This window comes from Moritella sp., from assembly GCF_013215705.1.
In the GTDB taxonomy this organism is placed as follows: Bacteria; Pseudomonadota; Gammaproteobacteria; order Enterobacterales; family Moritellaceae; genus Moritella.
In genome coordinates this window covers 49075-75569 of record NZ_JABSQR010000028.1, presented here as the reverse complement: position 1 = coordinate 75569, position 26495 = coordinate 49075, and the positions used below count along the sequence as shown (strand labels likewise).

The following is a 26495-nucleotide window of genomic DNA, read 5'->3' as shown; positions in this document are numbered from 1 at the left end:
ATTGTTAAAGAGCATACTGAACGACTGTTGCCGTGTCAGTGGGAGCGATTATAGAGATCTGGGTTACATTGGCAAGTTCTTTTATTAAATTAAATGCAATCGCTCAAATAGTAATCAACCCGTGCTAATTTAGCCGTTAACTATCGCTTTAGCCACAGATAATAGGTCTGTAAATACGCCATCAGCTGCTTCAGCACCTTTTTCACACAGAACTTTGCCTGTCGACACTAAGTAATTAGCTTTAAGCTGTAATTTCTGCCCAGCCTGAATGTCAGATAATTTGTCACCGACTAAATACGAGTTAGCAAAATCAATATCAAGCTCTTTACCTGCACTATCTAACATCCCTGTATTTGGCTTACGGCATAAACAATTTTGCTTATACTCACCAATACCTTTTTCGGGATGATGAGGGCAATAATAAATACCATCCAGATCGACACCCCGATCGGCAAGTGACCAATCCATCCACTCTGTTAGTGTCATGAATTCATCTTCAGTATAATAACCTCGTGCGATACCAGATTGATTTGTTATTACAACTAATAGATAACCATGCGCCTTCAATAGTTGCATAGCTTCAATGCTGCCATCAATGAATTCAAAATCATCAATTTGTGAAACATAACCCTTATCTTTATTAATCACACCATCACGGTCTAAGAATACAGCTGCAGTTGCCACTATTTATTACCTTTATTATCGATCATTCTAATTACACATTATTTCACGTCATAAAAATTACGCAATCCATACCTTCTACATGCAAACCTAAGCTATTTAAACTACCTCAACAGGAATCAAAAGCCGCATAGCCGTCTAGATGTAAAAAAGGCCATTGACTTTGAGCAACTTAATAACTAGCATATGTATCCAGTTGTTACTCATAAAATAAGAATTAATATCTAATCTTATATATTGATTCTTATTTTTCGTTTTAGGCGTTGAAATGATCAAATTAACAAATATCAATAAAATATTTGAAACTACAGACAAGCCTGTTTATGCCTTGAAAGACGTGAGTTTAAGCGTCAACAAAGGCGAAATATTCGGTGTAATTGGCTCATCAGGTGCAGGTAAAAGTACATTAATACGTTGTGTTAATTTACTTGAAACACCAACTTCAGGTTCAATTCAACTGGATGGCGTTGAACTAACACAGTTAAACAAAACAGAGCTATGTGCTGCACGACGTCAGATCGGCATGATATTTCAACACTTCAATTTATTATCATCACGTACCGTATTTGATAACGTGGCACTACCACTTGAATTAGCCGGCGTAGATAAAGCGGAAATAAAAAATAAGATCACACCGCTACTCGAACTCGTTGGTTTAGATACAAAACATAACGCCTACCCTGCTGAATTAAGTGGCGGTCAAAAACAGCGTGTGGCGATTGCACGCGCGTTAGCGTCTGAACCTAAGGTTCTCCTTTGTGATGAAGCCACATCAGCGCTTGATCCAAGCACCACCAAATCAATTCTAGCATTATTAAAAAATATTAATGCTCGACTAGGTCTGACCATTTTACTTATTACTCACGAAATGGAAGTGGTAAAAAATATTTGCCATAAAGTTGCGATCATTGATAAAGGCGAGTTAATTGAACAAAACACCGTCGCGAAGTTCTTCGCCAACCCACAAACAGAATTAGCGCAGCTGTTTATAGAAGCAACGATAAACCTAGAGATTCCGGATGAGTATAAACAACGCTTGTCATTAAATAGAAAAGCAAACTCAATGCCATTAGTGCGTTTAGGTTTTACAGGTGATAGCGTTGATACAGCGGTAATTTCAGAAGTAAGTAGAACATTAAACGTCGATGTAAATATTTTAAGTGCCGATATTGAATTCGCTGGCGGTATCAAATTTGGCTATATGCTAGCTGAACTGATAGGCGATAAAGAAAATACTATCGCAGCCAAGGCTTTTTTCCAACAACACGCAGTGAATGTAGAGGTTATCGGTTATGTCGACTGAGCAAATGATTAATTTATTTTTTAACGCAACCCTCGAAACGTTAGCCATGGTTGGTATTGCAGCTGCCATTGCATGTTTACTTGGTATGCCAACCGGGATCTTGTTACATGTAACAAAAACTAACGGTATTTTAGCAAACAAAAAATTAAATAACGCGTTAAGTGTGATTGTTAATGTCGGTCGTTCTGTACCTTTCATTATTCTACTTGTGGCCATTATTCCATTTACACGCTTAATTGTCGGTTCGTCAATTGGCACAGGCGCAATGATAGTGCCATTAACAGTAGCCTCAATCCCTTTCATTGCACGATTAATCGAAGGTGCATTATTGGATGTGCCAGCAGGTCTGATCGAAGCAGCACAAACAATGGGCGCTACCCCACTACAGATTATAATGAAAGTGTTAATCCCAGAGGCAATGCCAGGGATCATCAATAGCATCACAATAACGTTAGTAACACTGGTAAACTACTCTGCAATGGCAGGTACAGTAGGCGGCGGCGGTCTCGGCGATGTTGGTATTCAACATGGTTACATTGGCTTTAACCCGACTATTATTCTAATTACCGTTATCTTACTGGTGATCATCGTACAGATTATTCAATCCGTCGGTGAACGCTTAATCAGTAAAGTCGACCACAGATAATAAACTTTAACCACTCAAGGAAATAATAATCATGGAATTTTCACTAAAGACATTAGTATCAGTAACCGCAATTGCATCAAGTGTGCTATTAAGTGCATGTAGTGGCGACAAAGACTCAACAGTATTAAAAGTGGGTGCAATGGCTGGCCCAGAGGCAGAAGTAATTGAGATTGCGAAAAAAATCGCTAAAGAGAAATACGACCTAGATATTGAGATTGTCACATTTACAGATTACGTAACACCAAACCGTGCACTGGAAGAAGGCAGTATTGATGTAAATGCATTCCAACATAAACCTTATCTAGATGCACAAATCGAACAACGTGGTTATGATATTACAGCAGTAGCAAATACATTTGTTTATCCAATTGCAGCATACTCAACATCAATCAAACACGTTGACGAACTAAAAGAAGGTAATAAGATTGCAATACCAAATGATCCAACCAACCTAGGCCGTTCATTATTACTACTTGAACAGCAAGGTATCATTGCACTTAAAGCGGGGGTGGGTATTAAAGCAACAGAATTAGATATTACAGCAAATCCATTTGGTGTTGAAATTGTAAAATTAGAAGCGGCGTTATTAGCACGTAACTTACAAGACGTAACACTTGCTGTTATCAACACCACATTCGCAACCAAGATTGGTTTATCACCAACTAAAGATGGTGTATTCGTTGAAGACAAAGAATCTCCATACGTAAACTTGATTGTTGCACGTAATGACAACAAAGATTCTAAACAAGTAAAACAGTTCATCGCTGCATTCCAAACTCAAGAAGTGTATGACGAAGCAAATAAACTGTTTAACAATGCCATTGTAAAAGGCTGGTAATCAGTTATTTACTCGAAAATGAGTTCGCGTAATAGTTAAAATAATGATGATTTGGTGTGGTTGCTAACAAAAATTATTCTGTATTTTTTTTGATATCAATCACATTTTCTACCAAGCTTAATGAATCGCTATCATCAGAGATTCATTCCATGGCCCCCTCTTTTTTGAACAAAGCATCTTTGTGGCCTTCTTTAACCACAAGCATAATGATTTTCCTGTCTGTACCTGTAATGGCCTCTCTGTCTGGTGACACCGATGAACGCAACAACCTATCCTCTACCAAGCAAATAAGCTTACCTAATAGTGAAGTAAACTCATTTTCAATTAATTGGCAATGGACAGATCACAAAGGTAAAAACATCAATGTAAAATCCTTCTTTGATACTGATATCGTCGAAACCTCGTTACGAGACAGTTATAAGCTTTCGTTTTCATTAAGCCATCCAATCAAAGCAATTCATACCTACTTAACTCCACGACTTGAATTTGCGATTGAACGTATTAATTTTTATACTCCTGATGATCAAGATAAAATAACAGACATAAAATACGCATTTACCAATAAAGACGAGAGCAACGCATCACAGCTATTTTGGCAAGCCTACAATCAATATCAAAATGATGCCTTTTATCACCTTAAAATAACCCCTTGTGTACATCCAGATGATGAAGATTTGCCGTGTGTTAGACCTAATTACTCTCAACTATTTTATGAATATAGAGCATATCTAAAAGATATCGCGACACAGTTAGCTAAACAGCAATCATTCAGTACAGCTGTAAAAAATGCACGACATTGGGTCTACGCGATCCCAGACAGAGAGGAACATGACAACAGTTTCTTCTCACCGATTAGCGTGTTAAAAACCAATGAAGCAGACAGTGATGAAAAAGCGCTACTATTAGCGACATTAATTAGTCAGCTCGCACCTGAGTATGAGCTGTTCATGCTTTATCCATCAACCAGTATCGGCAGTGTCTCTCCTGTATGGCTAACCATTGATAGTAAAAGTGGCGTAGAAGGCCAAAAAATCATGATCAATAAAAATCAATATACGGTGATCTCAGGGTCAAAAATAAAGTTAGATAAAATGCTTTCTTCAAACACGAAATTGATTAGCGAATCGCTATATTGACCACAAATTTACGTTTTACTGCCACATTTTCCTTATAAATAGAATAAGATGTGAACATCATATAATTCGATACTGCTCATTACTCAAATCCAGCACAGCTATCGAATTGAAACGGTTTTATACCCATTTTCATATTTAAAAGGATACTTATAATGAAAAAAATACTGACGGTTATCGCCCTCTCACTCACTTCTTTTGTCGCTTTAAGTCATAGCCTAACAGTGGGTGAAAATTTACCCCAAGTAACAATTACAGACAAAGGTTTTGTCGATTTAGTGGAAGGGGATTTCGAATACCGCCAGTGGACGTCAGCTGAATTACAAAATAAAATTATTTTAATTCAACACATAGCAGGGCGGACATCCGCAAAAGAACTCAATGAACCTATGATTGATGCTATTATTGCCGCCGATTTTCCGTTTGAAAAATATAATACTGCGACATTAGTCAATTTAGATGAATCTATCTGGGGGACAGGCGCGATCGTGGCTAGTCAGGTGAAAAGTAACAAAGAAGAGTTTCCTGATGCTATTTTTGTACTCGATAGTGAAGGTGATATGCGTAAAACCTGGGCATTAACCGAAAAAAGCTCAGCGATCATTTTATTAGACCAGGCCGGTAAGATTTTATTTGTCAAAGATGGTGAAATGAACCCAACAGAAATCAATACCGTTATCGGCATTATCAACGCGAATATATAAACGTTATAACTGAACGATGGACGAGTCGACGCCGATTTATTATTACAACACTCGTCCAAAGAATTTATTTGTATACACTATCATAAAAATATTTCTCACTATTCATCAATTTTAAACACCAACACAATACTTTCATTACCATATCAGGTATAAATAAAGCTTATATTCACTCCCTCTTAATGCGCCGTTAGGTTTACTATGTCCATTACTGATACCCATATAAATAAAATTGAATCGAATATTTTAAACAGTATTCAACAACTACGTAAAGTTGCCAAAGATAGAGGTATCGATGGCATGTTAACGGTAAATAAGCATACGACATTTGAACACAGGGCAATTCAGCGTATTAATCAAGAGCAGATCAAGCAGCAGCAAAACTTAGAGAGTATTGTTGTGCGAGCCAATAATTTTTGTGATGACGTGACCAGTGAAAATATGGATCCCGATTGGCTCAGTGCTTTCATGTCGATGGCCAAAGATATCTCAGGGCCACATATGCAAACATTATGGGGGCATATTTTTGCATTGGAATTAAGCCATTCAGGTAGTTTCTCGGTTAAATCATTACGCACACTCAATCAAATGACCCAACGTGAAGCACAAATGTTTCAAGCAGCTTGTAATTTAAGCTCCCAAATCGGTTACGACACTAATTGTAAGATTGTCCTTAACTGCCAAAATAACAATAAAAATTTCTTATTGTTTAATAAGCCGCAATTTAAGTCGATTAATTTAGGTCGACACAAACTACCTTACAATAGCTTTTTAACCTTGTCGGAATTGGGATTAATTCATCATAATGAATTAGAAATGGTGAATCTTCCTCTCGATAAAGACTTACCAATAAGCTACGGGGAAAAAAAGTTAACAATGAAAGTCAAAAACCGTTCATCTCGTATGAAGTATTACCGCTTTACCAATATTGGTGATGAACTGGCTAAACTCATTCCGCATGAAAACAACCCGGAATATTTTTCAGAGCTAACCAGCCATTTGCATAATGCATTTAATTTTTAGGCTTATACCCAAGTTACTTCAAAATGCTGTATCAGAGACTAGCAGGGATAACAGAACAAGGCACAATATGTAGATAATGGCTATTCCATTTTCAAATATTGTAACGCTGTGCTGTAATTCCTGCTCGCCTCCCGCAGGGCAAAACGAATGAAGGTATCTTCGGCGTTATGAAGTCTTGATTTAGAATAACTAAATCCTCAACTTCATGCCTTGAATATCCTCTTCTTTCGGTTTGCTGATTGTGCATTTCGAAGTAGCTTGGGTATATCATTTAGCCACAACAAAAAACGGATTTAGCACTGACTCTTGGTGGTTATACAGTAACGGTGAACCATCAAGTTGCACTACTTTGGCTCCGGCCGCACAAGCAACCGCATGTCCAGCACCGGTATCCCACCAACAAGTTGGACCTAAGCGTGGATAACAATGTGCACTCCCTTCGGCAATCAAACAAAACTTCAATGAACTACCAACCGGAATAATATCAGTTTCTTTATAACGAGCTAAATACAATGCCATTTCAGGACTGGCATGAGAACGGGAACCGACCACTTTAACGACTTCATCATTAGGAATGGGTAACGCCGCTAACTTAACGGTTTCACCGCCATGCAATAAAAAAGCACCATCCGTATTTGTATAATAGAGTTTATCTAATACCGGTGCATAGACGACACCTAATATTGGCTGTTGGTTATGGATCAAGGCGATATTAACGGTAAATTCACCATTACGTTTAATAAACTCTTTAGTACCATCTAAGGGGTCAACAAGCCAAAATGTTTGCCATTGCTTTCTTTCGTCCCAAGGGATGCTTGCACCTTCTTCAGACAAAATGGGGATATCAGGGGTAATAGTACGTAAACTGGCAACAATGATGTCATTAGCTGCAATATCGGCTTCTGTCACTGGTGAGTTATCATCTTTGGTATCAACCTTAAAATCGCGCTGATAGATGGTTAATATTTCTTGTCCTGCTGCAACAGCGATATCATTAACCTGACTGACTAAATGATCGATTGAACTCTCTATTGAACTCTCTATTGAACTATCCATTTATTCGCTACGACTCCCTTACTTACAAACGATTTCATGACAAAATCACTTAATATTACTCTTAAAAAACGGTTACTTAATATGACCTTGCTGTGAAAGATAAGTCATGATCTGTTGAACTGAGGTTGAAACTGGGTTGTTGCCATTATCGAGATACAATTCAGGTTTAGTTGGCGCTTCATAAACAGCATCAATACCAGTAAAGTTCTTGATTTCACCTGCTCGCGCTTTCTTATAAAGCCCCTTCGGATCACGCTGTTCACAAATCGCCAGATCGGCATCAACATGTATTTCGATAAACTCACTGTCACCCAATAATGCACGAACAAGTTCACGCTCTTGACGGTGTGGTGAAATAAAGGCAGTTAATACAATAACACCGGCATCAACCATTAATTTTGCTACTTCTCCTACTCTGCGAATATTTTCTTTACGATCATCATCGCTAAAGCCCAGATCACCACATAAACCAAAACGCACATTATCGCCGTCTAACAAATAGGTATGATAACCCGCTTTGTGTAATTCATTCTCTAATGCACCCGCCACTGTCGACTTACCAGAGCCACTTAACCCCGTAAACCATAACACGCAAGGTTGCTGCTGTTTGTTCGCTGCTCTTGCGGCTTTATCTACAGTATGTTGATGCCACACGATATTTTCAGTTGCTGTTGGATCAGCACTACTTTCATTAATAGTTGTTGTCATTACATGCTCACAGATAAAATGGGAATACATATGGGATCATTACTAATACCACAGAGGAATAAGCAATCGATGTCGGGACACCGAGTTTAAGGTAGTCTGATAGCGCATAATTTCCTGCACTATAAACCATTAAATTGGTTTGATAACCGTAAGGCGAAATAAAACTGGCACTGGCGCCAAAGATAACGGCCATGATGAAAGGTAATTCACTTACCCCATAACTTTGGGCCAAACTAAATGCAATTGGGAATGCCAAGGCGGCAGCGGCATTATTAGTGATTAATTCACTTAATAATAATGTCGCAAAATAAGTCGCAATAAATGCGGCTAATACCCCCCAGCCATTCAAAGCTTGTATTAAAGAGTCCGCTAATAAGTCTGACACGCCACTGGTTTTTAGCATATTAGATAACGCTAACGCACTGCCCACCACAATCCAAAGGTCAACAGGTAAGCGTCTGCGGATCTCTTGCAGGGATAAAGTACCACTCATGCAAAGCAGCAATACGAATATGACTAAGCCTTTTAATAACGGTAATGTACCCGTTAGTGCCAACGCAATCGTGCCAACAAATCCCGCTAATACGCCAATACTACGTTTATCACTTAACCGTGTGGCAACATCTAAACCACTGATCACGACAAAATCACGATTCAGATCTTTACTGTTTTTAAACTCGGCACCGGGGGCTAATAATAAGGTATCACCCGCACGTAATCGCACATTACCTAAGCCTCCGCGTAAAGCACTATGCCCACGGCGGATAGCCACTACCACAGAATCAAAATGCTCTCTAAATTTACTTTCTTTTAAGGTTAAGCCGTTTAATTTGGAGGAATGACTGATGATCACTTCAACGAGATGCTGGCCATTCAGTTCACCTTGGCCAAATAATTTCAATCCTTTAATATCTTGCAGTACACCGACCGAATCAACATCGCCACAGAAGAGTAGTTGATCATTTGCTTGTAATACTTCTTCTGGGCAGACAGGACAAATAACATTGCCATCTCGCTGTATTTCCGCAAGATATAATTGTTTTAACGCACGTAAATTATTTTCAGCAACGGTTTTTCCAACCAGCTCTGAATTGGCTTTTACATGTGCTTCTAAAAAATAGACTAATTCTTCACTCTCATCTTGGGTATGATCGGGTAATCGATGACTCATGGTAATAAGTACGATCATGCCCGCAAAAAAACCAGCTAAACCGACAATAGAAAATTCAAAAAAACCTAATGAGGGAAGCCCAGCATCAACCACAAAACTATTCACAATCAGATTGGTCGATGTGCCAATTAGCGTCAGCGTGCCACCAAAGATCGCAGCATAAGAAAGTGGAATAAGTAATTTAGTGGGCGCATGGGTATTGTTACGTTTCACTGCACCAATGAGTGATGCAACAACAGCGGTATTATTGGTAAAAGAAGAGAGTAACGCGGTAGAAATACCGAGTTTAGCAACCACCACCGTAAAACGTCCCGTGGATAACTGCCGTCCTATCCAGCTAATTAGACGCGTTTTTTCAATGGTAATCGAAATGAGTAATAATAAAATTAATGTGATAAGAGAAGGATTGGTAAATCCAGCCATGACTTGTGGCATTTCAATAACGCCAGACAAGTAAGCTAAAATAACCATCCCACCAAATAAACTCGATGGTCGAAACTTACCTGAGATAAGCAAACCAATGAAGATCACTAGTGAGACTAAAATGCTTCCCTGTATCACATTCATAACAACATCCTACAGCTTGCTAATATCGATAGCTTGCCATTGTGGGAAGTGCTTACGCACTAATGCATTCAACTCAACTTCAAAGTCACTAAATTCATGCGAGTTAGTACTCACTGTTGCATCAAGTACTTGCTCTATCATACCGGCACCAACAGTTACATTGGTTAAACGGTCAATAACAATAAAGCTGCCCGTGTCAGAAACATCTTTATAAATATCAGCAGGTACCAATTCAGTCAGCGTTAACTCACATAAACCGATTTCATTGAGTTCTAATGTGCTTGCCGCAGATTCAGCCATGGTATTCACATCGATCTTATGACGGATCAAATTAAACTGACCAGTGGTTTTTTTACTCGCCAGTTTAATGTCATATTGACGGCCAGTTTGTAATGCTTGATCTGACATCCATACGACATTCGCCAATAACAAATCTGATAATTTAGGTTGATCAGTAACAGCAACCAGAATATCACCACGACTCACATCAATTTCGTCAGTCAGTGTTAATGTAATCGCTTGATCTTGATGTGCAGAGGCGAGGTCACCATCAAAGGTAACAATCGATTTAACGGTACTTGATTTACCCGATGGTAAAGCAACGACTTCATCTCCAACACTGATTTGGCCAGCAGAGATCGTACCGGCAAAACCACGGAAGTCGAGATTAGGGCGATTCACGTATTGCACAGGTAAGCGGAATGGCTTATCCAGTGTTTCATCTGACGTATCAGCCGCTTCTAAACATTCTAATAATGTACGGCCTTTAAACCAAGGTGTATGCGTAGAACGATCAACAACGTTATCCCCTAATAATGCCGATAACGGGGTAAATTCAATGCTGATGTCATTTAATTTTTCGCTAAACCCTAAGTATTCCTCTTTGATCTCTTCAAAACGCTGCTCAGAGAAATCAACCAGATCCATTTTATTCACGGCCACAACAAAATGTTTAATACCCAATAATGACGCGATATACGAGTGACGTTTAGTTTGTGTTAACACCCCTTTACGCGCATCAATTAAGATCACCGCAAGATCACACGTTGAAGCACCGGTTGCCATATTACGGGTGTATTCTTCATGTCCCGGTGTATCAGCAATAATAAACTTACGTGTAGAGGTCGAGAAATAACGGTATGCCACATCAATGGTAATACCCTGCTCACGCTCTGCAGCAAGACCATCAACTAATAAGGCTAAATCGATCGCTTCACCTGTAGTACCTGACTTTTGGCTATCAACATGCAATGCTGCTAATTGATCTTCATAGATCTGGTGTGAATCATGTAATAAACGACCGATCAGACTGCTTTTACCATCATCAACACTACCACAGGTTAAAAATCGCAATAAGCTCTTATGCTGCTGTTGTTGTAAGTAGGTTTCGATATCTGTTTGTGCTAATTCATTTGCTATTTGAGTATTCATTTGCCCTGCTCCTACCTAGAAATAACCTTGACGTTTCTTCTGTTCCATTGAAGAAGAAGAATCATGGTCAATCATACGTCCTTGTCGTTCACTGCTCGTCGCCAGTAACATCTCTTCAATAATTTCAGGCAATGTTGTCGCTTCAGACTCCACAGCACCTGTTAATGGGTAACAGCCGAGGGTTCTAAAACGCACCATTTTTTCTTCTATCTTCTCGCCTGCTTTTAACTTCATGCGATCATCATCAACCATGATAAGCGCTCCGTCACGCTCTACAACAGGACGTTTAGCTGCAAGGTAAAGTGGCACAATTTCAATTTGTTCTTGGTAGATATATTGCCAAATATCCAGTTCAGTCCAGTTTGATAATGGGAACACACGAATGCTTTCACCTTTATTAACTTGGCCGTTATAAGTACGCCATAATTCAGGTCGTTGGTTTTTTGGATCCCAGCGATGATGCTTATCACGGAATGAATACACACGCTCTTTGGCACGCGATTTTTCTTCATCACGTCGTGCGCCACCAAATGCCGCATCAAAACCGTATTTATCTAACGCTTGCTTCAGCCCTTGGGTTTTCATAATATCGGTATGTTTCGAACTGCCGTGATCAAACGGGCTACAGCCCATCGCGATCCCTTCAGGGTTTTGGTGTACTAACAGATCAAAACCGTATTTATCAACGGCCTTATCACGAAACTCAATCATTTCGCGAAACTTCCAGTTAGTATCAACATGCAATAATGGAAACGGGATCTTACCTGGGTAAAAAGCCTTACGAGCCAGGTGTAGCATCACTGACGAGTCTTTACCGATTGAATACATCATTACCGGATTATCAAACTCTGCCGCAACTTCCCTGATTATGTGGATACTTTCAGCTTCCAGCTGTTTAAGGTGGGTCAACCTCTGTTGATTCATCTTCTACTCCATCAGACCAAATTGGATAATTTCATATCGTTTGGATCAATATAGCCCCTTTACTTATAACCGCCAAAGAACATAAACTGATTCTTAATAACTTTTAGGAATATAGGAATGAAGGAGTGGGCAGATAGATTCCTTTAAATTAGGTCATTGCGAAAGTGAGCCACGCTTGTAGTTCCTTTAGTTCAATAGCGTTTTCAGGAAACTGTACGGTAATTTCATCAATACAATTGGCGACTGCATTTGGTGTATACGCTAGGCCTGTTAATTGCCTTGATAAGGCTTCCAATGGTGTCGGGTCTAAGCTGTCGGTGAATATTTGTGTATGCCAGATGTACGCTTTTCTTACATCAAAGTGGATTTCAACGCCCCCCCATGTAAAGCGTTCATCCAAAGAGTGAGTAAAATTAGATGTATTTCCAAAATTCCAATCCCAGCTTCTTTGCTGGCTATATTTTTCTTTGAATCCTGGTAAATCGGGAATGGTATCAGGTGAAATATATTCGATTGCTACAGTCTCACTAAAATATGCATAAAATTCCTGAGTGATAGCTTCACATACCATATTATGATTAATACTTGGATTGATATCGCAAAGGTTGATTACCCGTGATCGAACCGAAGTAATACCTTTGGCTTTTAGTTTTTTAGGATCGGGACACAGGTAATTTTCCAATCGAGTCAGATTAGCATTAAGTAATAGCGTTCCGTGGTGAAATCCACGATCTAATGTTTCACGATATGCTGAACCAGAAAACTTACGATCACCATCAGATACAGTCACAACCAAGTCATTGCGACCGGTTGCCTTACCGTTAATACCTAATTTTTTGAGTGCATTTAGTACAATTTGGGTTGATATCGTCTTATTATACTCTGGCTTACCAGCCATAAAGGTAAAGTTAGTATTTCCTAAATCATGAAAAACGGCACCTCCCCCACTTTGGCGACGAGCCAGCTTTATACTATCTTGTTCCATCTTTCGCGTATTACATTCCTTCCATGGGTTCTGAGCGCGGCCAATGACAATCGTATCGGCATTACGCCATAAGAATAATATACGCTGATTTGCAGACATAGAACGGAAGATGGTTTCTTCAACAGCCAGATTAAACCACGGGCAGGTAGACGTAGAAAGCAGGACACGAATTTTTGACATAAATATTATCCGATTAATTGAAATGATACGGGAACTATAACACGCACCCCAAATGCAAATGAGAATTATTCTTGATTAAAGATTGGGATATGGTATCTTAAATGTAACTTTGTTATTCAGGTCAGTAACAAAGATTAATTCATCTTCATATACCAGTGTATTACTGGGGAGGTTTACAATGAGCCATCAACGAATTCCTGCTAATTGGACTGTACAGCGTTCTACTCCGTTTTTTACAAAAGGGAACGTACCTTCAGCACTACTCTCGCATCACAATACTGCTGAGGGAGTATTTGGTCAACTGTGTGTAATGGAAGGAACGGTAACCTATTATGGCTTTGCCAATGAACATGCTAACGAGCCAGAGGTTAAAGTTGTTATCAATGCGGGCCAATTTGCTACCAGCCCGCCTGAATATTGGCATCGTATCGAAATCACAGATGATGCGCAGTTCAATATTAATTTTTGGTCTGAGACCAACAAGAAAGATCAACCACTATTTAACGCAAGAAAATAAGCTAATTTTTAATAGCTTTTAGGAATATATAGAAATAGCAGATAGCTTAGAAAAGGATAAATAAGTTTATTCATTGAAGTTAATACACTTCTAAAACAGCAAGTTATACTGCTCACTGTCATGATCACCAGCAAGGCCGACATATAAACCAATTAAACGAATACCACGTTGTTCTTGCTTTGTCATCGCCTGTACATATAAGTCAGTAAAGAGGTGCTCGTCGAGCGTAGTGATGCTTTGCTCAGCACTGGTAAGAGTAAAATCATTAAATTTGAGCTTAACGCCTTGTTTAGTGATCCGCATATCAGGAGAGGCTTTTGCTAGGCGCTGCAACAAGGTTTGATATAGCTGAGGAAATAACGCCATGCACTGTTCTAACGTAACAATATCTTCAGGTAGAGTAATCTCAACCCCCACCGATTTACGATGTCGTTCATTACAAACAGGGCGATTATCAATACCTTGACAGCGTTCTAACAAACTATGGCCTAACTTACCAAAGCTCTCAATAATATCTTCCGCAGGGAATTTAAGCACATCAGCACACGTATACAAACCAACACGATTGAGCTTTTGCCAAGTTACTTTCCCCACCCCAGGGATCTTATTTAAAGGTAAGTCTGCCACAAAGGATTTAACTTGTGATGGCGTGATCACAAACAGTCCATTCGGTTTATTAATATCTGATGCTACCTTAGCTAAAAACTTGACTGGAGCAACGCCTGTAGACGCAGTAAGTGCCAACTCAGACTCGATAGTTTGGCGAATGTCTTCGGCAATTAACGTGGCACTACCAGAAAATAATTTACAAGCAGAGACATCTAAATAAGCTTCATCTAACGATAAGGGTTCGATCAAATCGGTATAGCGAGAAAATATTTCATGAATCTGTGCTGAGACTTCTTTGTATACCTGCATACGTGAGGGCACTAACGTTAAATCTGGACAGAGCTGCATTGCTTTATAAGAAGACATGGCAGAGCGCACCCCATATTGGCGGGCGATATAGTTGCACGTTGCGATCACCCCACGGCGATCACTCATGCCACCAATAGCAATAGGAATATCTTTATAAGCAGGATTGTCACGTATTTCCACATTTGCGAAGTACGCATCCATATCGATATGAATTATTTTTCTCATGACCTTCACGAAGTAATTACAAGTAAAATAGCACTGTATAAAATACCAGTTATTATAAGTACATTTAAGCCAGAGGACAAATAATTAAATAAGAAAAAAGCAGGAAATAAGAAAATTCGAACAATTGGGGAATTAAGATATAAGAACGAAATAGAATGGTAAACAAGGAGCAGATGCACCTTGTCATATTTAGCTAATAGAAACTGGAAAAGCTAATTAAAATACATAACCGATACTAACCATGTATACCAATGGATCGATGTCTGTTTTAGCTTTTACATCGGCACCATTTAATTTAAATGTCACATCAGTACTGATATCCGCATACATTACCGATGCATTCACCAACCACTTATCATTGATCATATAGTCAATACCGACTTGTGCAGCTAAGCCACCGAGTTACTCAAATCTAAATCAGTTAGACCTTGGTCAGTACCATTTTCATTAAATTTAGTATCATAGAACACAGTAAAGTTAAGTCCGGCACCTATATAAGGACGGAATTTAGAGCCTGAATCACCAAAGTAGTATTGCGCTAATAATGTTGGTGGTAGTTGATTTACTTCTGCAATTGTACCACCCAAACTGTCAAGTCCAACGTCATGCTTAAATGGCGTTGCAGCTACCAATTCAATACCAATATTATCCGTTGCCATGTAAGTAAAGTTAAGCCCAAGTTGGGTATTATCACTCACGGTAAATTCACCGAATGCTCCACCTACATTTTCACTTGACTCATTCGGCGCAACCATAAGCGCACCAGCACGAACAATAATATCCCCTTGTTGATGAGCAAAAGCAGGGGCAGCAAGCGTTGCTGATAATAAAGATGCGGTGATTAATCCAGATAATATTTTCTTGTTCATGTGGAGCTCCATCAATTCGGGTATGTTTATTATTTCAAATACTATTCGATTACATTTGATGTTCTTTTGCATCATTTTGTAACAAAACATTAACTTGGGTACACTGTGCCACATACAAAAAACATGATGTTGATCTATATCAACCACAGCTAACATACTCATTAATGAGTAAAATTAAAAATACGTTTTAGATTAATACAAAAGCGTTTTTTTGAAATCGGAATATTAAAGAGGGAGAGAATAAAGAGAATAAAGAGAATAATTGAGAGGATAGGAATAAAGCTATAAAGTACAAAACTGCACTTTATAGCTAGATGCTTGGCATAAACTAGATGATACGGTTTTCACTTAACATCTTTTGTTTAGCTTCTGCTTTTGCTATTTTAGCTTTACGCTTATCACATGGATCGGGGCAATCACACGCCTTGTCCATGCCTAAGTTACTAATACCACCACAGCTACCTGTGATCGATTTCTTTTGCACGATATAGCCTATCGACATACCCGCAATAACGAGCGCAAAAATAACAAATGTTGCAGCAAAATAAGCCATATTAGCCTCTATTGTAAATAAGGTTCGAACTGTTTGGTATACACTTCATTATACCCTGAATCTGACTTCGAGATCATCAACACAGCTAATTCTTGCCGTTTGGCAAACTCAAGACCGTCTTTCTCGCCCATCACCATTAACGCTGTAGCTAACCCATCAGCAGTCATGGATGAAGCATGGATAACCGTCACAGAAACCAGCTTATGTTTAATCGGTCTACCGCTTACCGGATCAATTGTATGCGCAAAACGCTCACCATCAAGCTCGTAATAATTACGGTAATCACCTGATGTTGCAATTGCATTGTTCCCAACCGCAATCACTTCTTGCACACTTTGATCAACAGCCGTCGGTTTCTCAATCGCAACTTGCCAATCGATACCACGCGCATTAACACCATTAATACGCAGTTCACCGCCCACTTCAACCAGGTAATTTTCAATCCCTAAAGAAGCAAAGTACTCAGCGATAACATCAACGCCATAACCTTTAGCAATTGAAGACAAGTCAACGTATAAACCGTCAATGTCTTTGCTTAACGTTGTTTCTGTCGCCGCTAAATGCTGAATACCAATACGTTGATTAACAGTATTTAATTGTTGCTGTGACGGTATTGTTTCCGGTTTATTATCTGGGCCAAATCCCCACAGATTAACCAAAGGACCAACGGTTACATCTAATGCACCATTCGTCAGTTTATTCAAACGAAGAGCTTCTAGCACAACTTTTGCGGTATCACGTGATACTTCAAAACCAGTAACAGCTACGCTTTGATTAAAGCGCGATAACTCTGAATTAGGACGATAAGTCGACATCTGATCGTTGACTAATTCTAAACGTTTATCAATCTCGACTTGAATATCTTGCTTATCTTGTTCAGACAGTGAGAAACCCACTACTTTCATATGATAAGTTGTACCCATAGTAGGACCAGAGAAAAGCACTTCTTCGGTACTTTTTTGCTCACTACAACCAAGAATGAAAATGGCTAGCCCTATCAGAGCTAGCCATCGATACATCGATTTAAATTGAATCAAAAACGATTAACCAAAGTCATCGAGTAAGATATTTTCATCTTCAACACCAAGATCTTTCAGCATGCCGATAACAGCAGCATTCATCATTGGAGGACCACACATGTAGTACTCACAATCTTCTGGCGCTTCATGATCTGCAAGATAATTTTCAAGGATCACGTTATGGATGAAGCCTGTGTAACCTTCCCAGTTATCTTCTGGTTGTGGATCACTTAATGCGACATGCCATTCAAAGTTTTCGTTTTCTTTAGCAAGCATATCGAAATCTTCAACATAGAACATTTCACGCTTAGAACGAGCACCATACCAGAATGAAACTTTACGGTCTGTATTTAGACGGTTAAGTTGATCAAAGATGTGTGAACGCATAGGCGCCATACCAGCACCACCACCAACAAATACCATTTCATTGTCAGTTTCTCTCGCGAAGAACTCACCAAATGGACCTGAAATCGTTACTTTATCGCCAGCCTTTAAGCTAAAGATGTACGAAGACATCTTACCGGCAGGTAAAGAAAGATTACGCGGCGGTGGCGTAGCAATACGCACGTTAAGCATGATGATACCCGCTTCTTCTGGGCAGTTAGCCATAGAATAAGCACGGATAGTTTCTTCATCAACTTTAGACTCGATGTCAAAGAAGCCAAAGTGCTTCCAGTCACCACGATATTCTTCAGGAATATCATAATCTGAATATTTAACATGGTGAGCAGGCGCTTCAATTTGGATATAACCACCGGCGCGGAAAGGAACCACTTCGCCGTTTGGAATAGCCATTTTAAGCTCTTTAATGAACGTTGCTTTGTTATCGTTAGAGATAACTTCACATTCCCATTTCTTCACACCAAAGATCTCTTCTGGTAGTTCGATGTCCATGTCAACTTTTACGCTAACTTGACATGCTAAACGCTCGCCTTCACGAGCTTCACCTTTAGAGATGTGATCAAGTTCAGTTGGTAGAATATCACCACCACCCGATTTAACTTTCACACGACACTGGCCACATGTGCCACCGCCACCACAAGCTGAAGAAACGAAAATACCGCTCGCAGATAGTGAAGCTAGAAGTTTACCGCCTGCACCAGTAACCACCGACTTCTCAGGGTCACCGTTAATACTAATTGTAATATCACCTTCACTTACCAGTTTAGACTTAGCAAACAGAATTACTGTTACTAGTGCCAAAACGATAACCGTGAACATGACTACGCCGAGAATGATTTCCATCGACTTATCCTTTGCTCTTGAAACATGCTGACCGAAGCCAGCTGTTTGTTATAACTGAATACCAGAAAATGACATGAAACCTAGCGCCATAAGACCTGCTGTAATAAAGGTAATGCCTAGTCCACGTAGTCCATCTGGCACATCTGAATATTTCATTTTCTCACGAAGACCAGCCATCGCAACGATAGCTAACATCCAACCGAGACCACTACCAAAACCATAAACGACTGATTCTGTGAAGTTGTAGTCACGCTGTACCATGAAAGATACACCACCGAAGATTGCACAGTTTACTGTGATCAACGGTAGGAAAATACCCAGTGCGTTATATAGAGCTGGTAAGTATTTATCTAATACCATCTCTAAGATTTGTACTAGTGCAGCAATTACACCAATGAACGTGATGAAACCGAGGAAGCTTAAATCTGCTTCTGGGAAACCAGCCCATGCAAGTGCACCTGGAGCAAGTACGCCACTATAGATAACTTGGTTAACAGGGATTGAAATAGTAAGTACAGCGGTTACTGCTATACCAAGGCCAATCGCTGTTGTCACTTTCTTAGATACCGCAAGGAATGTACACATACCTAAGAAGAATGATAATGCTAAGTTTTCAATGAAAATAGCACGTACGAACAAACTAATATAATGTTCCATCGTTTACCCCTTTGGCTCAACTTGTTCTGGTTTCCACGTACGTAGAGCCCAAATCAATAAACCAATGATGAAGAATGCACTTGGCGGAAGTAGTAATAAGCCATTTGACTGGTACCAACCACCGTTTTGGATTAGTGGTAAAATTTCAATACCAAACCAAGTACCTGAACCAAATATTTCACGCACTGTCGCAACAGCAAGTAAGATAGCACCGTAACCTAAACCGTTACCGATACCATCTAAGAAACTTGGTAGAGGTTTATTCTTCATTGCATATGCTTCAGCACGACCCATTACGATACAGTTTGTAATGATCAGACCAACGAATACCGAAAGCTCTTTTGATAACTGGAACGCTACCGCTTTAAGTACTTGGTCAACAACGATTACAAGTGATGCAATGATCGCCATTTGCACAATAATACGCACGCTATTCGGGATCATGTTACGCACTAACGAGATAAAGAAACTTGAAAATGCTGTTACCAACATTACCGCTAGTGTCATCACTAATGCAGTTTCCATCTTAGTTGTCACAGCCAATGCAGAACAAACACCTAAGATTTGTAGTGCAATCGGGTTGTTAGTAACGATGGGTGAGGTAACAACTTCTCTTAACTCAGACTTAGCCATTGTTTAAGCCTCCGCTTTGCAATTTCTTCAAGAAAGGACCAAAACCATTGTCACCAATCCAGAACTGGAATGTATTTTCAACACCTTGGCTAGTTAGCGTCGCACCAGATAAACCATCAATACCAGACAAAGTCTTATCTTGACCACCACCTTTCACGACACGGATTGCAACATCACCATTCGCATCGAATAGTTGTTTGCCTTCCCATTTGGCTGTCCACAGAGGATTTAACACTTCGCCACCTAGACCCGGAGTTTCACCTTGGTCATAGTACTGAATGCGTATCACTGTTTTGCCATCTTTGTCGATTGCAACGAATGCATACATCGTTGACCACAGACCACGACCGTATACAGGCAGAACGTAAGATTCAACGTTACCTTGTGCATCTTTTACAAGATAAACATCAGCAACATTTGAACGTCGTTTAATACCAGCAACATCTTTACCTGTTAGGTCGGTACTTTTCGCTAGATCTTTTACGTTTTTAAGTTGATCAAATGTCGCAGCATTTTCTTCAACATACTCACCCGTACTTAAATCAACAAATTTAGCTTCAACAAACTGAGCGTAAATCTCGCCAACGTTCGCATTTTCTTCTAACTTGCCAGCAACAGAAAGTAAGTTAGTTTGCTTATCTAATGCCTTGTTAGCATTTTGAGCATCACGTAAGCCTACAGCTGCGCCAGATACGATGATTGAACATACTAAACACAGCGCCGTAACGACTGCGATAGTTTTCAGTGGAGTTTCTTTACTAGCCATTGCGTGCAAGTCTCCGTTTAATGTTAGCTTGAACAACAAAGTGATCAAATAGAGGTGCGAATAAGTTAGCAAATAAGATTGCTAGCATCATACCTTCTGGGAATGCAGGGTTAACTACACGAATCAGTACAACCATTAAGCCGATAAGAAGACCGTATGCCCATTTACCGTTTTCAGTAAATGAAGCTGATACCGGATCAGTCGCCATGAACATCATACCAAACGCAAAGCCACCGATAACTAAATGCCAATAGAATGGTACTTCAAACATAGGATTAGTATCAGAACCGATCATATTGAATAGTAAGCTTGTTGCTACCATACCAATAAATACACCAGCAACAATTCTCCAAGATGCAATACCTGCGAAAAGTAATACACTACCCGATAATAAGATAATTAACGCTGATACTTCACCTGTAGAACCTTGCATGTTACCAATGAATGCGTCAGCCCAAGTCAGTGAACTTGTTAGACCTTCGAGGCCGCCAGCAGCAGCAGAGCTTAGTGCTGTAGCACCAGAGAAACCATCAACCGCAGTCCAAACAGCATCACCTGAAATATCTGATGGGTAAGCGAAGAATAAGAACGCACGACCTGCTAATGCAGGGTTTAAGAAGTTCTTACCTGTACCACCGAATACTTCTTTGGCAATTACAACACCGAAAGTAATACCGACAGCGGCTTGCCATAATGGAATGTTCGCAGGCAGGATAAGTGCAAATAGGATAGATGTTACGAAGAAACCTTCATTTACTTCATGCTTACGCACGGCGGCAAATAAAACTTCCCAGAAACCGCCTACTATAAACACTGTCGCGTAAATAGGAAGGAAGTAAACCGCGCCATATAGCATACTTGCTATGACGCCGGCGCCCTCACCCATAGTCACGCCAAGCGCACTAAGTAAAGCAACATGCCAATCGTCGAATGGCGTTCCCGCACCTGATGCAATAGCCGTATTTGCTTGAGCACCAATATTGTACATACCCCAGAAAACCATAGGTAGGGCACACATCCACACTAAGATCATGATACGTTTTAAATCGATATTATCACGTACGTGTGTTTTACCTTTTGTTACAAAGCCAGGTGTAAATAAGCCAGTTGCAACAGCTTCATACAAGGCAAACCATTTTTCGTGTTTACCGCCTGGTTCGAAGTGATGTTCCATCCCTTCGATATAATTCTTAAGACCCATGCTTAACCTTCCTTCTCAATTGTCGCTAGACAATTACGTAGAATTGGACCAAAGTCGTACTTACCTGGGCAAGTAAAAGTACATAACGCTAAATCTTCTTCGTCTAATTCAAGACAACCTAACGTAATCGCTTCGTCTGTATCACCCGTTAACAATGAACGTAGTAACATCGTTGGTAAGATATCTAATGGCATAACGCGCTCATAGTTACCAATTGGCATCATTGCACGATCACTACCACCAGTGGTTGTAGTAAAGCTAAATTGACGTGCGCGGTTGAAAGCAGAAGTAAATACGTTAGTTACTGAGAATTTATCACTACCTGGTTTCATGTAACCAAGGAATTCTTTCTCACGGCCTTCAGCTAATACACTGATTTGGTTGTGGTAACGACCAATATAAGCATGTACACCGTCAGATTTAACACCGTTTAATACAGAACCTGAAATAATGCGATTGTCACCAGCATTAAGTTCACTTGCAGTTAATTCTGTAATTGATGCACCTAGACGAGTACTAATTAAACGTGGATTTTTCACCGCAGGGCCTGCGAGTGAAATAACACGGTCAGTATGTAGTTCACCAGTAGTGAATAACTTACCGAAAGCGATAACATCTTGATAGCCAATAGACCAAACAGTACGGTTTGTACCTGCTGATTCTAATAAATGGATATGTGTACCAGCAAGGCCAGCAGGATGAGGGCCAGAAAATGCTTGCTCTTCAACATTTGATGCCGTTGATTTAGGTAATATACCTTCCGCTTTACAAACGTAAACTTTACCGCTTGTTAAAAGTGAAATAACATTTAAACCATCAACAAATGCATCACTGTTTTGATTAATAATTAATGCAGCATCTGCAGCTAATGGATTAGTATCCATTGCCGTAACGAAGATTGCTGATGCGTTACTATCAATTGCAGGAACACGGCTAAACGGACGAGTGCGTAATGCAGTCCATAAACCTGAGTCTACAAGATTTTTAACCACTACATCGCGGTCAAGATTAGCAATTTCAGTTGAGTTGAACTGAGCGAACTTCTCACTCTCGTTACCGTCTACGTCAATCACTACCGATTGTAAGACCCGCTTAGCACCACGGTTAACTTCAGCAATTGTTCCTGCAGCGAAGGCAGTATATTTTACGCCTGGTGTCTTTTTGTCTTCAAAAAGAACCTGACCTTTCTTAACACGATCACCAACTTTAATTTTCATCGTTGGACGCATTCCAATATACTCTTCACCTAGAACAGCAACTCGTTTGATAGCAGGGCCATCATGAATCACTTGCTCAGGTTTACCTGCGATAGGTAGATCCAATCCTTTTTTTATCGTAATCATACTCACATGCACTACTTTTTTTAGGAAGATAAAGAACACTTCTGCTAACAAAAACCACACACGAAAATACCCACAAATAGGCATTCACAAGGTAGTGTGTTTTTATTAACAAAAAATTTGGGGTTATTCTAGCACTAATTTAAGACGATTGCTTGCACTTCATCATGTAACGGGCACTTACTAAAACAAACTTATTCCTGCATAACGAAGATCAATATAAAACAATTTAAAACAATAACTTAAGATTAATTAGAATATACTAAAAAATCCATTCAATGGAAAAAACTGTTTTGTTAGACTGATTTTAGTCATATCTAACCATATCTCAATTAATTGAAAAAACACGTTTGAAAATTAACATTCACCCACAACCGTTAACATATAATTAATCATTTATGTAAATTAAATGATTATTAGCCTAAACAATCAGGAGATTCTGGTATTTTTTGATCTTGATCATTTTTTTTAGCCCATTGTTCCGGCGTATAGGCATGAATTGATAGCGCATGGATACCCGCTTCAAATTGAGCTACCAGCGCCGTATTCACCATCCGATGACGCGCAATTAACATTTTACCGTCAAATTCGGTGGCGACGATCACTACTGAAAAGTGAATTTCAGTTCCTGGTGGCACATTGTGTTTATGGCTGTCACAAATCACGTCTAAATGTTGAATATCAAAACTCGCCAATAATTGCTGTTTAATATCGTTACCTAATGACATTTAAAACCTCTTCTTTATATATTTAGTAAAATAACAGTGTAAAATGCACGATCAACCTTAACTGGAACATACTATGAACACTGAACTATCTCTTGAAAGTACCGAATTATCTTTGTACCGCTACCCTAAACGTAGCGTTGAGCAACTGCAAGCATGGGATTCTGCCGATGAATATATTATTAATACCGTTGCAGATTTAACGCTTGCTAAACAATCTTCAGTACTTATCTTTAATGATAGTTTTGGTGCACTTACGTGTGCTTATAATCAGCATAACGTCACCACCGTGAGTGACTCATGGATCAGCCACGCGGCAATCGCGCAAAATCTAGATGAAAATGAGTTAAACACAGAACAAGTAAAAGTCCAAGACTGTCTTGCAGCCTTACCAGAAAATGTTGATTTAGTATTAATCAAGATCCCACGCACTTTGTCTCTATTAGAACACCAACTTGCCATGCTTAGCCACGTTGTTACACCAAACACGACGATTATTGCGGGTGCAAAAGCCAAAGATATTCATAATTCTACCTTAGCGTTATTTGAAAAATACCTTGGCGAGACGAAAACATCATTAGCGAAGAAAAAATCGCGTTTGATCTTCGCGACGATCACAGAAACGAAAGCATTAGAGATCCCAGCACCAGTGACTTGGGATGTGGCAAAAACAAATATCTCGTTATCTAATCATGCCAATGTATTTTCACGTAACAATTTAGATATTGGCGGCAACTTCTTTATGCAGTATTTACCAAAAGGTGAATATCAACATATTATCGACCTAGGTTGTGGTAATGGTGTTATCGGTATTACCGCTGCCCGCTTAAACCCACAAGCTAAAATCACTTTTGTTGATGAATCATTCATGGCAATTGCATCAGCGAAAGAAAATGCAGCGGCCAATATTGCCAGCCACGAACCGGATGTTGAATTCTTAGTAAATAATTGTCTTTACGATTACGAACCACACAGTGTGGATTTGGTGTTATGTAATCCTCCATTTCACCAAGAAAAAGCCATTACAGACCATATTGCATGGCAAATGTTTAAAGATGCCCACCGAGCATTAGCTTGGGGCGGCGCACTTTACATTGTTGGTAACCGTCATCTTGACTATCATATTAAACTTGACCGTTTATTTGATAATCATGAAGTTATTGCATCAAACGCCAAGTTTGTGATCATTAAGGCGCAAAAATAACATGCTGAAAAAACTACTATTAACTGCCAGTTTAGTATTATTAACCGCCTGCACCAGTGCGCCTCAACAAGTTAATATTACGACTGAGCTAGCACCACTGACAACGCAATATAGCGACACTCAGGTTAGCCTAACGAGCAAAGATATTCGTGATGCAAATTACTTGATTGCGATCCACAAAGTCGGTGAACCTGCACAGCTACTGAATAACCAAAGCTCACTGATTAACCTGACTACAGCCAAGCTACAACAAGGCTGGGAGCAACAAGGGTTACGGTTTTCACCACAAGCAGATATCGCCATTAATCTTGAGTTGCAAACGGCGCGGATCGATGTGCAACAAGATAGCTTCGAGCATCAAGCAGATTCAACGTTAGTTTTGATTATCTCAATTGAGAATCAAGGTCAAACACTGACAAAACAATTTCGTAGTGCATCGATATTAACGGGCGCGTTTAGCCCATCAATGAGTGATTTGGAAGCTAAGTTTTCTCAGCAATTATCGTCCCTACTAAACGATGTATTTAATGATCAACAAATCAGTGATTACTTAACGCATTAATGCTACTGATGACGTAATAGTTTTTACTATAATACGATACCAAAAAGCCTCGCAATTGATGCCTTATAGTAAGACACCCTGCGAGGCTTTTTATTTTCTTACGCTGTACTTGTAAGTATCGCTGTAACTCTATCTGTAATGCGCAAGACTACTTCAACATCGTAATGCTCTCAATCACAATGTTTGTTAATGGTACATCACTGTAATACTTCTTTTTACCTGTTGGTTGTTTTGCTATTTTATCCACCACATCCATTCCACCTACCACACGACCAAATACAGCATAACCCGCTTGTGATGGGCTTGAACCCGAACGATTTAAAAAGTTATTATTTTTGAGATTAATAAAAAACTGTGATGTCGCCGAGTTAGGATTGTTAGTACGTGCTAACGCCAGCGTGCCACGCTCATTACTTAAGCCATTATTTGCTTCATTAATGACTGGCTTTCCTGATATCTGCTTTTCTAGATTTTCATTAAAACCACCCGTTTGAGCCATAAATCCAGGGATCACACGGTGAAAAATAATGCCACTATAAAAATCACTTTCAACATAGTTGATAAAGTTAGCAACAGATACAGGCGCTTGTTCTGGGTATAGCTCAACCGTAATATCACCCAGATTGGTTTTGATTAGGGCTTTAGTCTCAGCTGCAAATGCAGTATTAACCATAAATGTTGAGCACAAAATTAACAGTAATTTGGTAAAAAAAT

Annotated in this window: 27 protein-coding genes and 1 pseudogene; 9 read left to right on the top strand and 19 right to left on the bottom strand. The window is 39.5% G+C overall.

The features are described from left to right. Positions 1-129 precede the first annotated feature (129 nt). Positions 130-684: a D-glycero-beta-D-manno-heptose 1,7-bisphosphate 7-phosphatase gene (gene gmhB, locus HRT96_RS17245; protein WP_293159193.1), complete on the bottom strand. Its 555-nt coding sequence runs from the start codon at positions 682-684 to the stop codon at positions 130-132. A 265-nt stretch (positions 685-949) separates the two neighbouring features. On the opposite strand from gmhB, the gene metN reads away from it, so the two are divergent. The 6 genes from metN (at position 950) to HRT96_RS17215 (ending at position 6325) form a co-directional block, all read left to right on the top strand. Further along, positions 950-1984 carry a methionine ABC transporter ATP-binding protein MetN gene (gene metN / locus HRT96_RS17240; protein WP_293159191.1) on the top strand — a complete coding sequence of 345 codons (1035 nt, stop codon included), beginning with the start codon at positions 950-952 and terminating at the stop codon, positions 1982-1984. Next, positions 1974-2630: a methionine ABC transporter permease gene (locus HRT96_RS17235; RefSeq protein WP_293132229.1), complete on the top strand. Its 657-nt coding sequence runs from the start codon at positions 1974-1976 to the stop codon at positions 2628-2630. Before metN ends, HRT96_RS17235 begins: the two co-directional genes overlap by 11 nt. 31 nt (positions 2631-2661) lie before the next feature. Further along, entirely contained in the window at positions 2662-3468 is an 807-nt protein-coding gene (metQ, locus tag HRT96_RS17230) for a methionine ABC transporter substrate-binding lipoprotein MetQ (protein ID WP_293159189.1), read from the top strand. Between the two features lie 149 nt (positions 3469-3617). Continuing rightward, entirely contained in the window at positions 3618-4604 is a 987-nt protein-coding gene (locus HRT96_RS17225) for a hypothetical protein (protein WP_293159187.1), read from the top strand. A 152-nt stretch (positions 4605-4756) separates the two neighbouring features. Further along, on the top strand, positions 4757-5305 hold the full coding sequence (locus HRT96_RS17220) for a YtfJ family protein (RefSeq protein ID WP_293132238.1): 549 nt from the start codon (positions 4757-4759) through the stop codon (positions 5303-5305). 198 nt (positions 5306-5503) lie between these two features. Further along, positions 5504-6325, top strand: coding sequence for a TIGR03899 family protein (locus tag HRT96_RS17215; protein ID WP_293159185.1), 822 nt, complete (start codon positions 5504-5506; stop codon positions 6323-6325). Between the two features lie 267 nt (positions 6326-6592). Here HRT96_RS17215 and cysQ read toward each other — a convergent pair whose 3' ends face one another. The 6 genes from cysQ to HRT96_RS17185 all read right to left on the bottom strand — a co-directional run bounded on the left by cysQ (position 6593) and on the right by HRT96_RS17185 (position 13347). Further along, complete coding sequence (cysQ, locus tag HRT96_RS17210; protein ID WP_293159183.1) at positions 6593-7381, bottom strand: 3'(2'),5'-bisphosphate nucleotidase CysQ; 789 nt, start codon at positions 7379-7381, stop codon at positions 6593-6595. A 72-nt stretch (positions 7382-7453) separates the two neighbouring features. Then, on the bottom strand, positions 7454-8089 hold the full coding sequence (gene cysC, locus HRT96_RS17205) for an adenylyl-sulfate kinase (protein ID WP_293159181.1): 636 nt from the start codon (positions 8087-8089) through the stop codon (positions 7454-7456). A 7-nt stretch (positions 8090-8096) separates the two neighbouring features. Beyond that, entirely contained in the window at positions 8097-9827 is a 1731-nt protein-coding gene (locus HRT96_RS17200; RefSeq protein ID WP_293159179.1) for an SLC13 family permease, read from the bottom strand. A 9-nt stretch (positions 9828-9836) separates the two neighbouring features. Then, entirely contained in the window at positions 9837-11258 is a 1422-nt protein-coding gene (cysN, locus tag HRT96_RS17195; protein WP_293159177.1) for a sulfate adenylyltransferase subunit CysN, read from the bottom strand. A gap of 15 nt (positions 11259-11273) precedes the next feature. Beyond that, positions 11274-12182, bottom strand: a complete 909-nt coding sequence (cysD, locus tag HRT96_RS17190) for a sulfate adenylyltransferase subunit CysD (protein WP_293132256.1) — start codon at positions 12180-12182, stop codon at positions 11274-11276. A 148-nt stretch (positions 12183-12330) separates the two neighbouring features. After that, positions 12331-13347: a lipoate--protein ligase gene (locus HRT96_RS17185; RefSeq protein ID WP_293159175.1), complete on the bottom strand. Its 1017-nt coding sequence runs from the start codon at positions 13345-13347 to the stop codon at positions 12331-12333. 178 nt (positions 13348-13525) lie between these two features. On the opposite strand from HRT96_RS17185, the gene HRT96_RS17180 reads away from it, so the two are divergent. Then, a complete protein-coding gene (locus tag HRT96_RS17180; protein WP_293159174.1) occupies positions 13526-13864 on the top strand; it encodes a DUF1971 domain-containing protein in 339 nt (112 codons plus the stop codon). 90 nt (positions 13865-13954) lie between these two features. Here HRT96_RS17180 and dinB read toward each other — a convergent pair whose 3' ends face one another. The 11 genes and pseudogenes from dinB to HRT96_RS17125 form a co-directional block, all read right to left on the bottom strand. Next, positions 13955-15007: a DNA polymerase IV gene (gene dinB / locus HRT96_RS17175; RefSeq protein WP_293159172.1), complete on the bottom strand. Its 1053-nt coding sequence runs from the start codon at positions 15005-15007 to the stop codon at positions 13955-13957. 216 nt (positions 15008-15223) lie between these two features. After that, a pseudogene (ompW, locus tag HRT96_RS17170) lies at positions 15224-15876 on the bottom strand (outer membrane protein OmpW). 328 nt (positions 15877-16204) lie between these two features. Next, positions 16205-16429, bottom strand: coding sequence for a (Na+)-NQR maturation NqrM (nqrM, locus tag HRT96_RS17165; protein WP_293159170.1), 225 nt, complete (start codon positions 16427-16429; stop codon positions 16205-16207). A gap of 8 nt (positions 16430-16437) precedes the next feature. Beyond that, on the bottom strand, positions 16438-17466 hold the full coding sequence (locus HRT96_RS17160) for an FAD:protein FMN transferase (RefSeq protein ID WP_366052086.1): 1029 nt from the start codon (positions 17464-17466) through the stop codon (positions 16438-16440). A gap of 6 nt (positions 17467-17472) precedes the next feature. After that, the gene (nqrF, locus tag HRT96_RS17155; protein WP_293159168.1) at positions 17473-18693 is read right to left on the bottom strand and encodes an NADH:ubiquinone reductase (Na(+)-transporting) subunit F; all 1221 of its coding nucleotides are present in this window, start codon (positions 18691-18693) and stop codon (positions 17473-17475) included. 48 nt (positions 18694-18741) lie between these two features. Next, positions 18742-19350: an NADH:ubiquinone reductase (Na(+)-transporting) subunit E gene (gene nqrE / locus HRT96_RS17150; protein ID WP_293159166.1), complete on the bottom strand. Its 609-nt coding sequence runs from the start codon at positions 19348-19350 to the stop codon at positions 18742-18744. A 3-nt stretch (positions 19351-19353) separates the two neighbouring features. After that, entirely contained in the window at positions 19354-19983 is a 630-nt protein-coding gene (locus HRT96_RS17145) for an NADH:ubiquinone reductase (Na(+)-transporting) subunit D (RefSeq protein ID WP_293159164.1), read from the bottom strand. After that, positions 19976-20749 (bottom strand): Na(+)-translocating NADH-quinone reductase subunit C, encoded by a 774-nt coding sequence (locus HRT96_RS17140; protein ID WP_293159162.1) that lies wholly within the window; start codon positions 20747-20749, stop codon positions 19976-19978. Before HRT96_RS17140 ends, HRT96_RS17145 begins: the two co-directional genes overlap by 8 nt. Further along, on the bottom strand, positions 20742-21950 hold the full coding sequence (locus HRT96_RS17135) for an NADH:ubiquinone reductase (Na(+)-transporting) subunit B (RefSeq protein ID WP_293159160.1): 1209 nt from the start codon (positions 21948-21950) through the stop codon (positions 20742-20744). The genes HRT96_RS17140 and HRT96_RS17135 overlap by 8 nt, the downstream gene beginning before the upstream one ends. 2 nt (positions 21951-21952) lie before the next feature. Then, positions 21953-23293: a Na(+)-translocating NADH-quinone reductase subunit A gene (locus tag HRT96_RS17130; protein WP_293159198.1), complete on the bottom strand. Its 1341-nt coding sequence runs from the start codon at positions 23291-23293 to the stop codon at positions 21953-21955. Positions 23294-23706: 413 nt separating this feature from the next. Next, on the bottom strand, positions 23707-24018 hold the full coding sequence (locus HRT96_RS17125; RefSeq protein ID WP_293131431.1) for a BolA family transcriptional regulator: 312 nt from the start codon (positions 24016-24018) through the stop codon (positions 23707-23709). Between the two features lie 73 nt (positions 24019-24091). On the opposite strand from HRT96_RS17125, the gene HRT96_RS17120 reads away from it, so the two are divergent. After that, entirely contained in the window at positions 24092-25219 is a 1128-nt protein-coding gene (locus HRT96_RS17120) for a methyltransferase (RefSeq protein ID WP_293159158.1), read from the top strand. A gap of 1 nt (position 25220) precedes the next feature. After that, positions 25221-25781 (top strand): YajG family lipoprotein, encoded by a 561-nt coding sequence (locus HRT96_RS17115; RefSeq protein WP_293159156.1) that lies wholly within the window; start codon positions 25221-25223, stop codon positions 25779-25781. 148 nt (positions 25782-25929) lie between these two features. Here HRT96_RS17115 and HRT96_RS17110 read toward each other — a convergent pair whose 3' ends face one another. After that, a complete protein-coding gene (locus tag HRT96_RS17110) occupies positions 25930-26454 on the bottom strand; it encodes a peptidylprolyl isomerase (protein ID WP_293159197.1) in 525 nt (174 codons plus the stop codon). Positions 26455-26495: the final 41 nt, after the last annotated feature.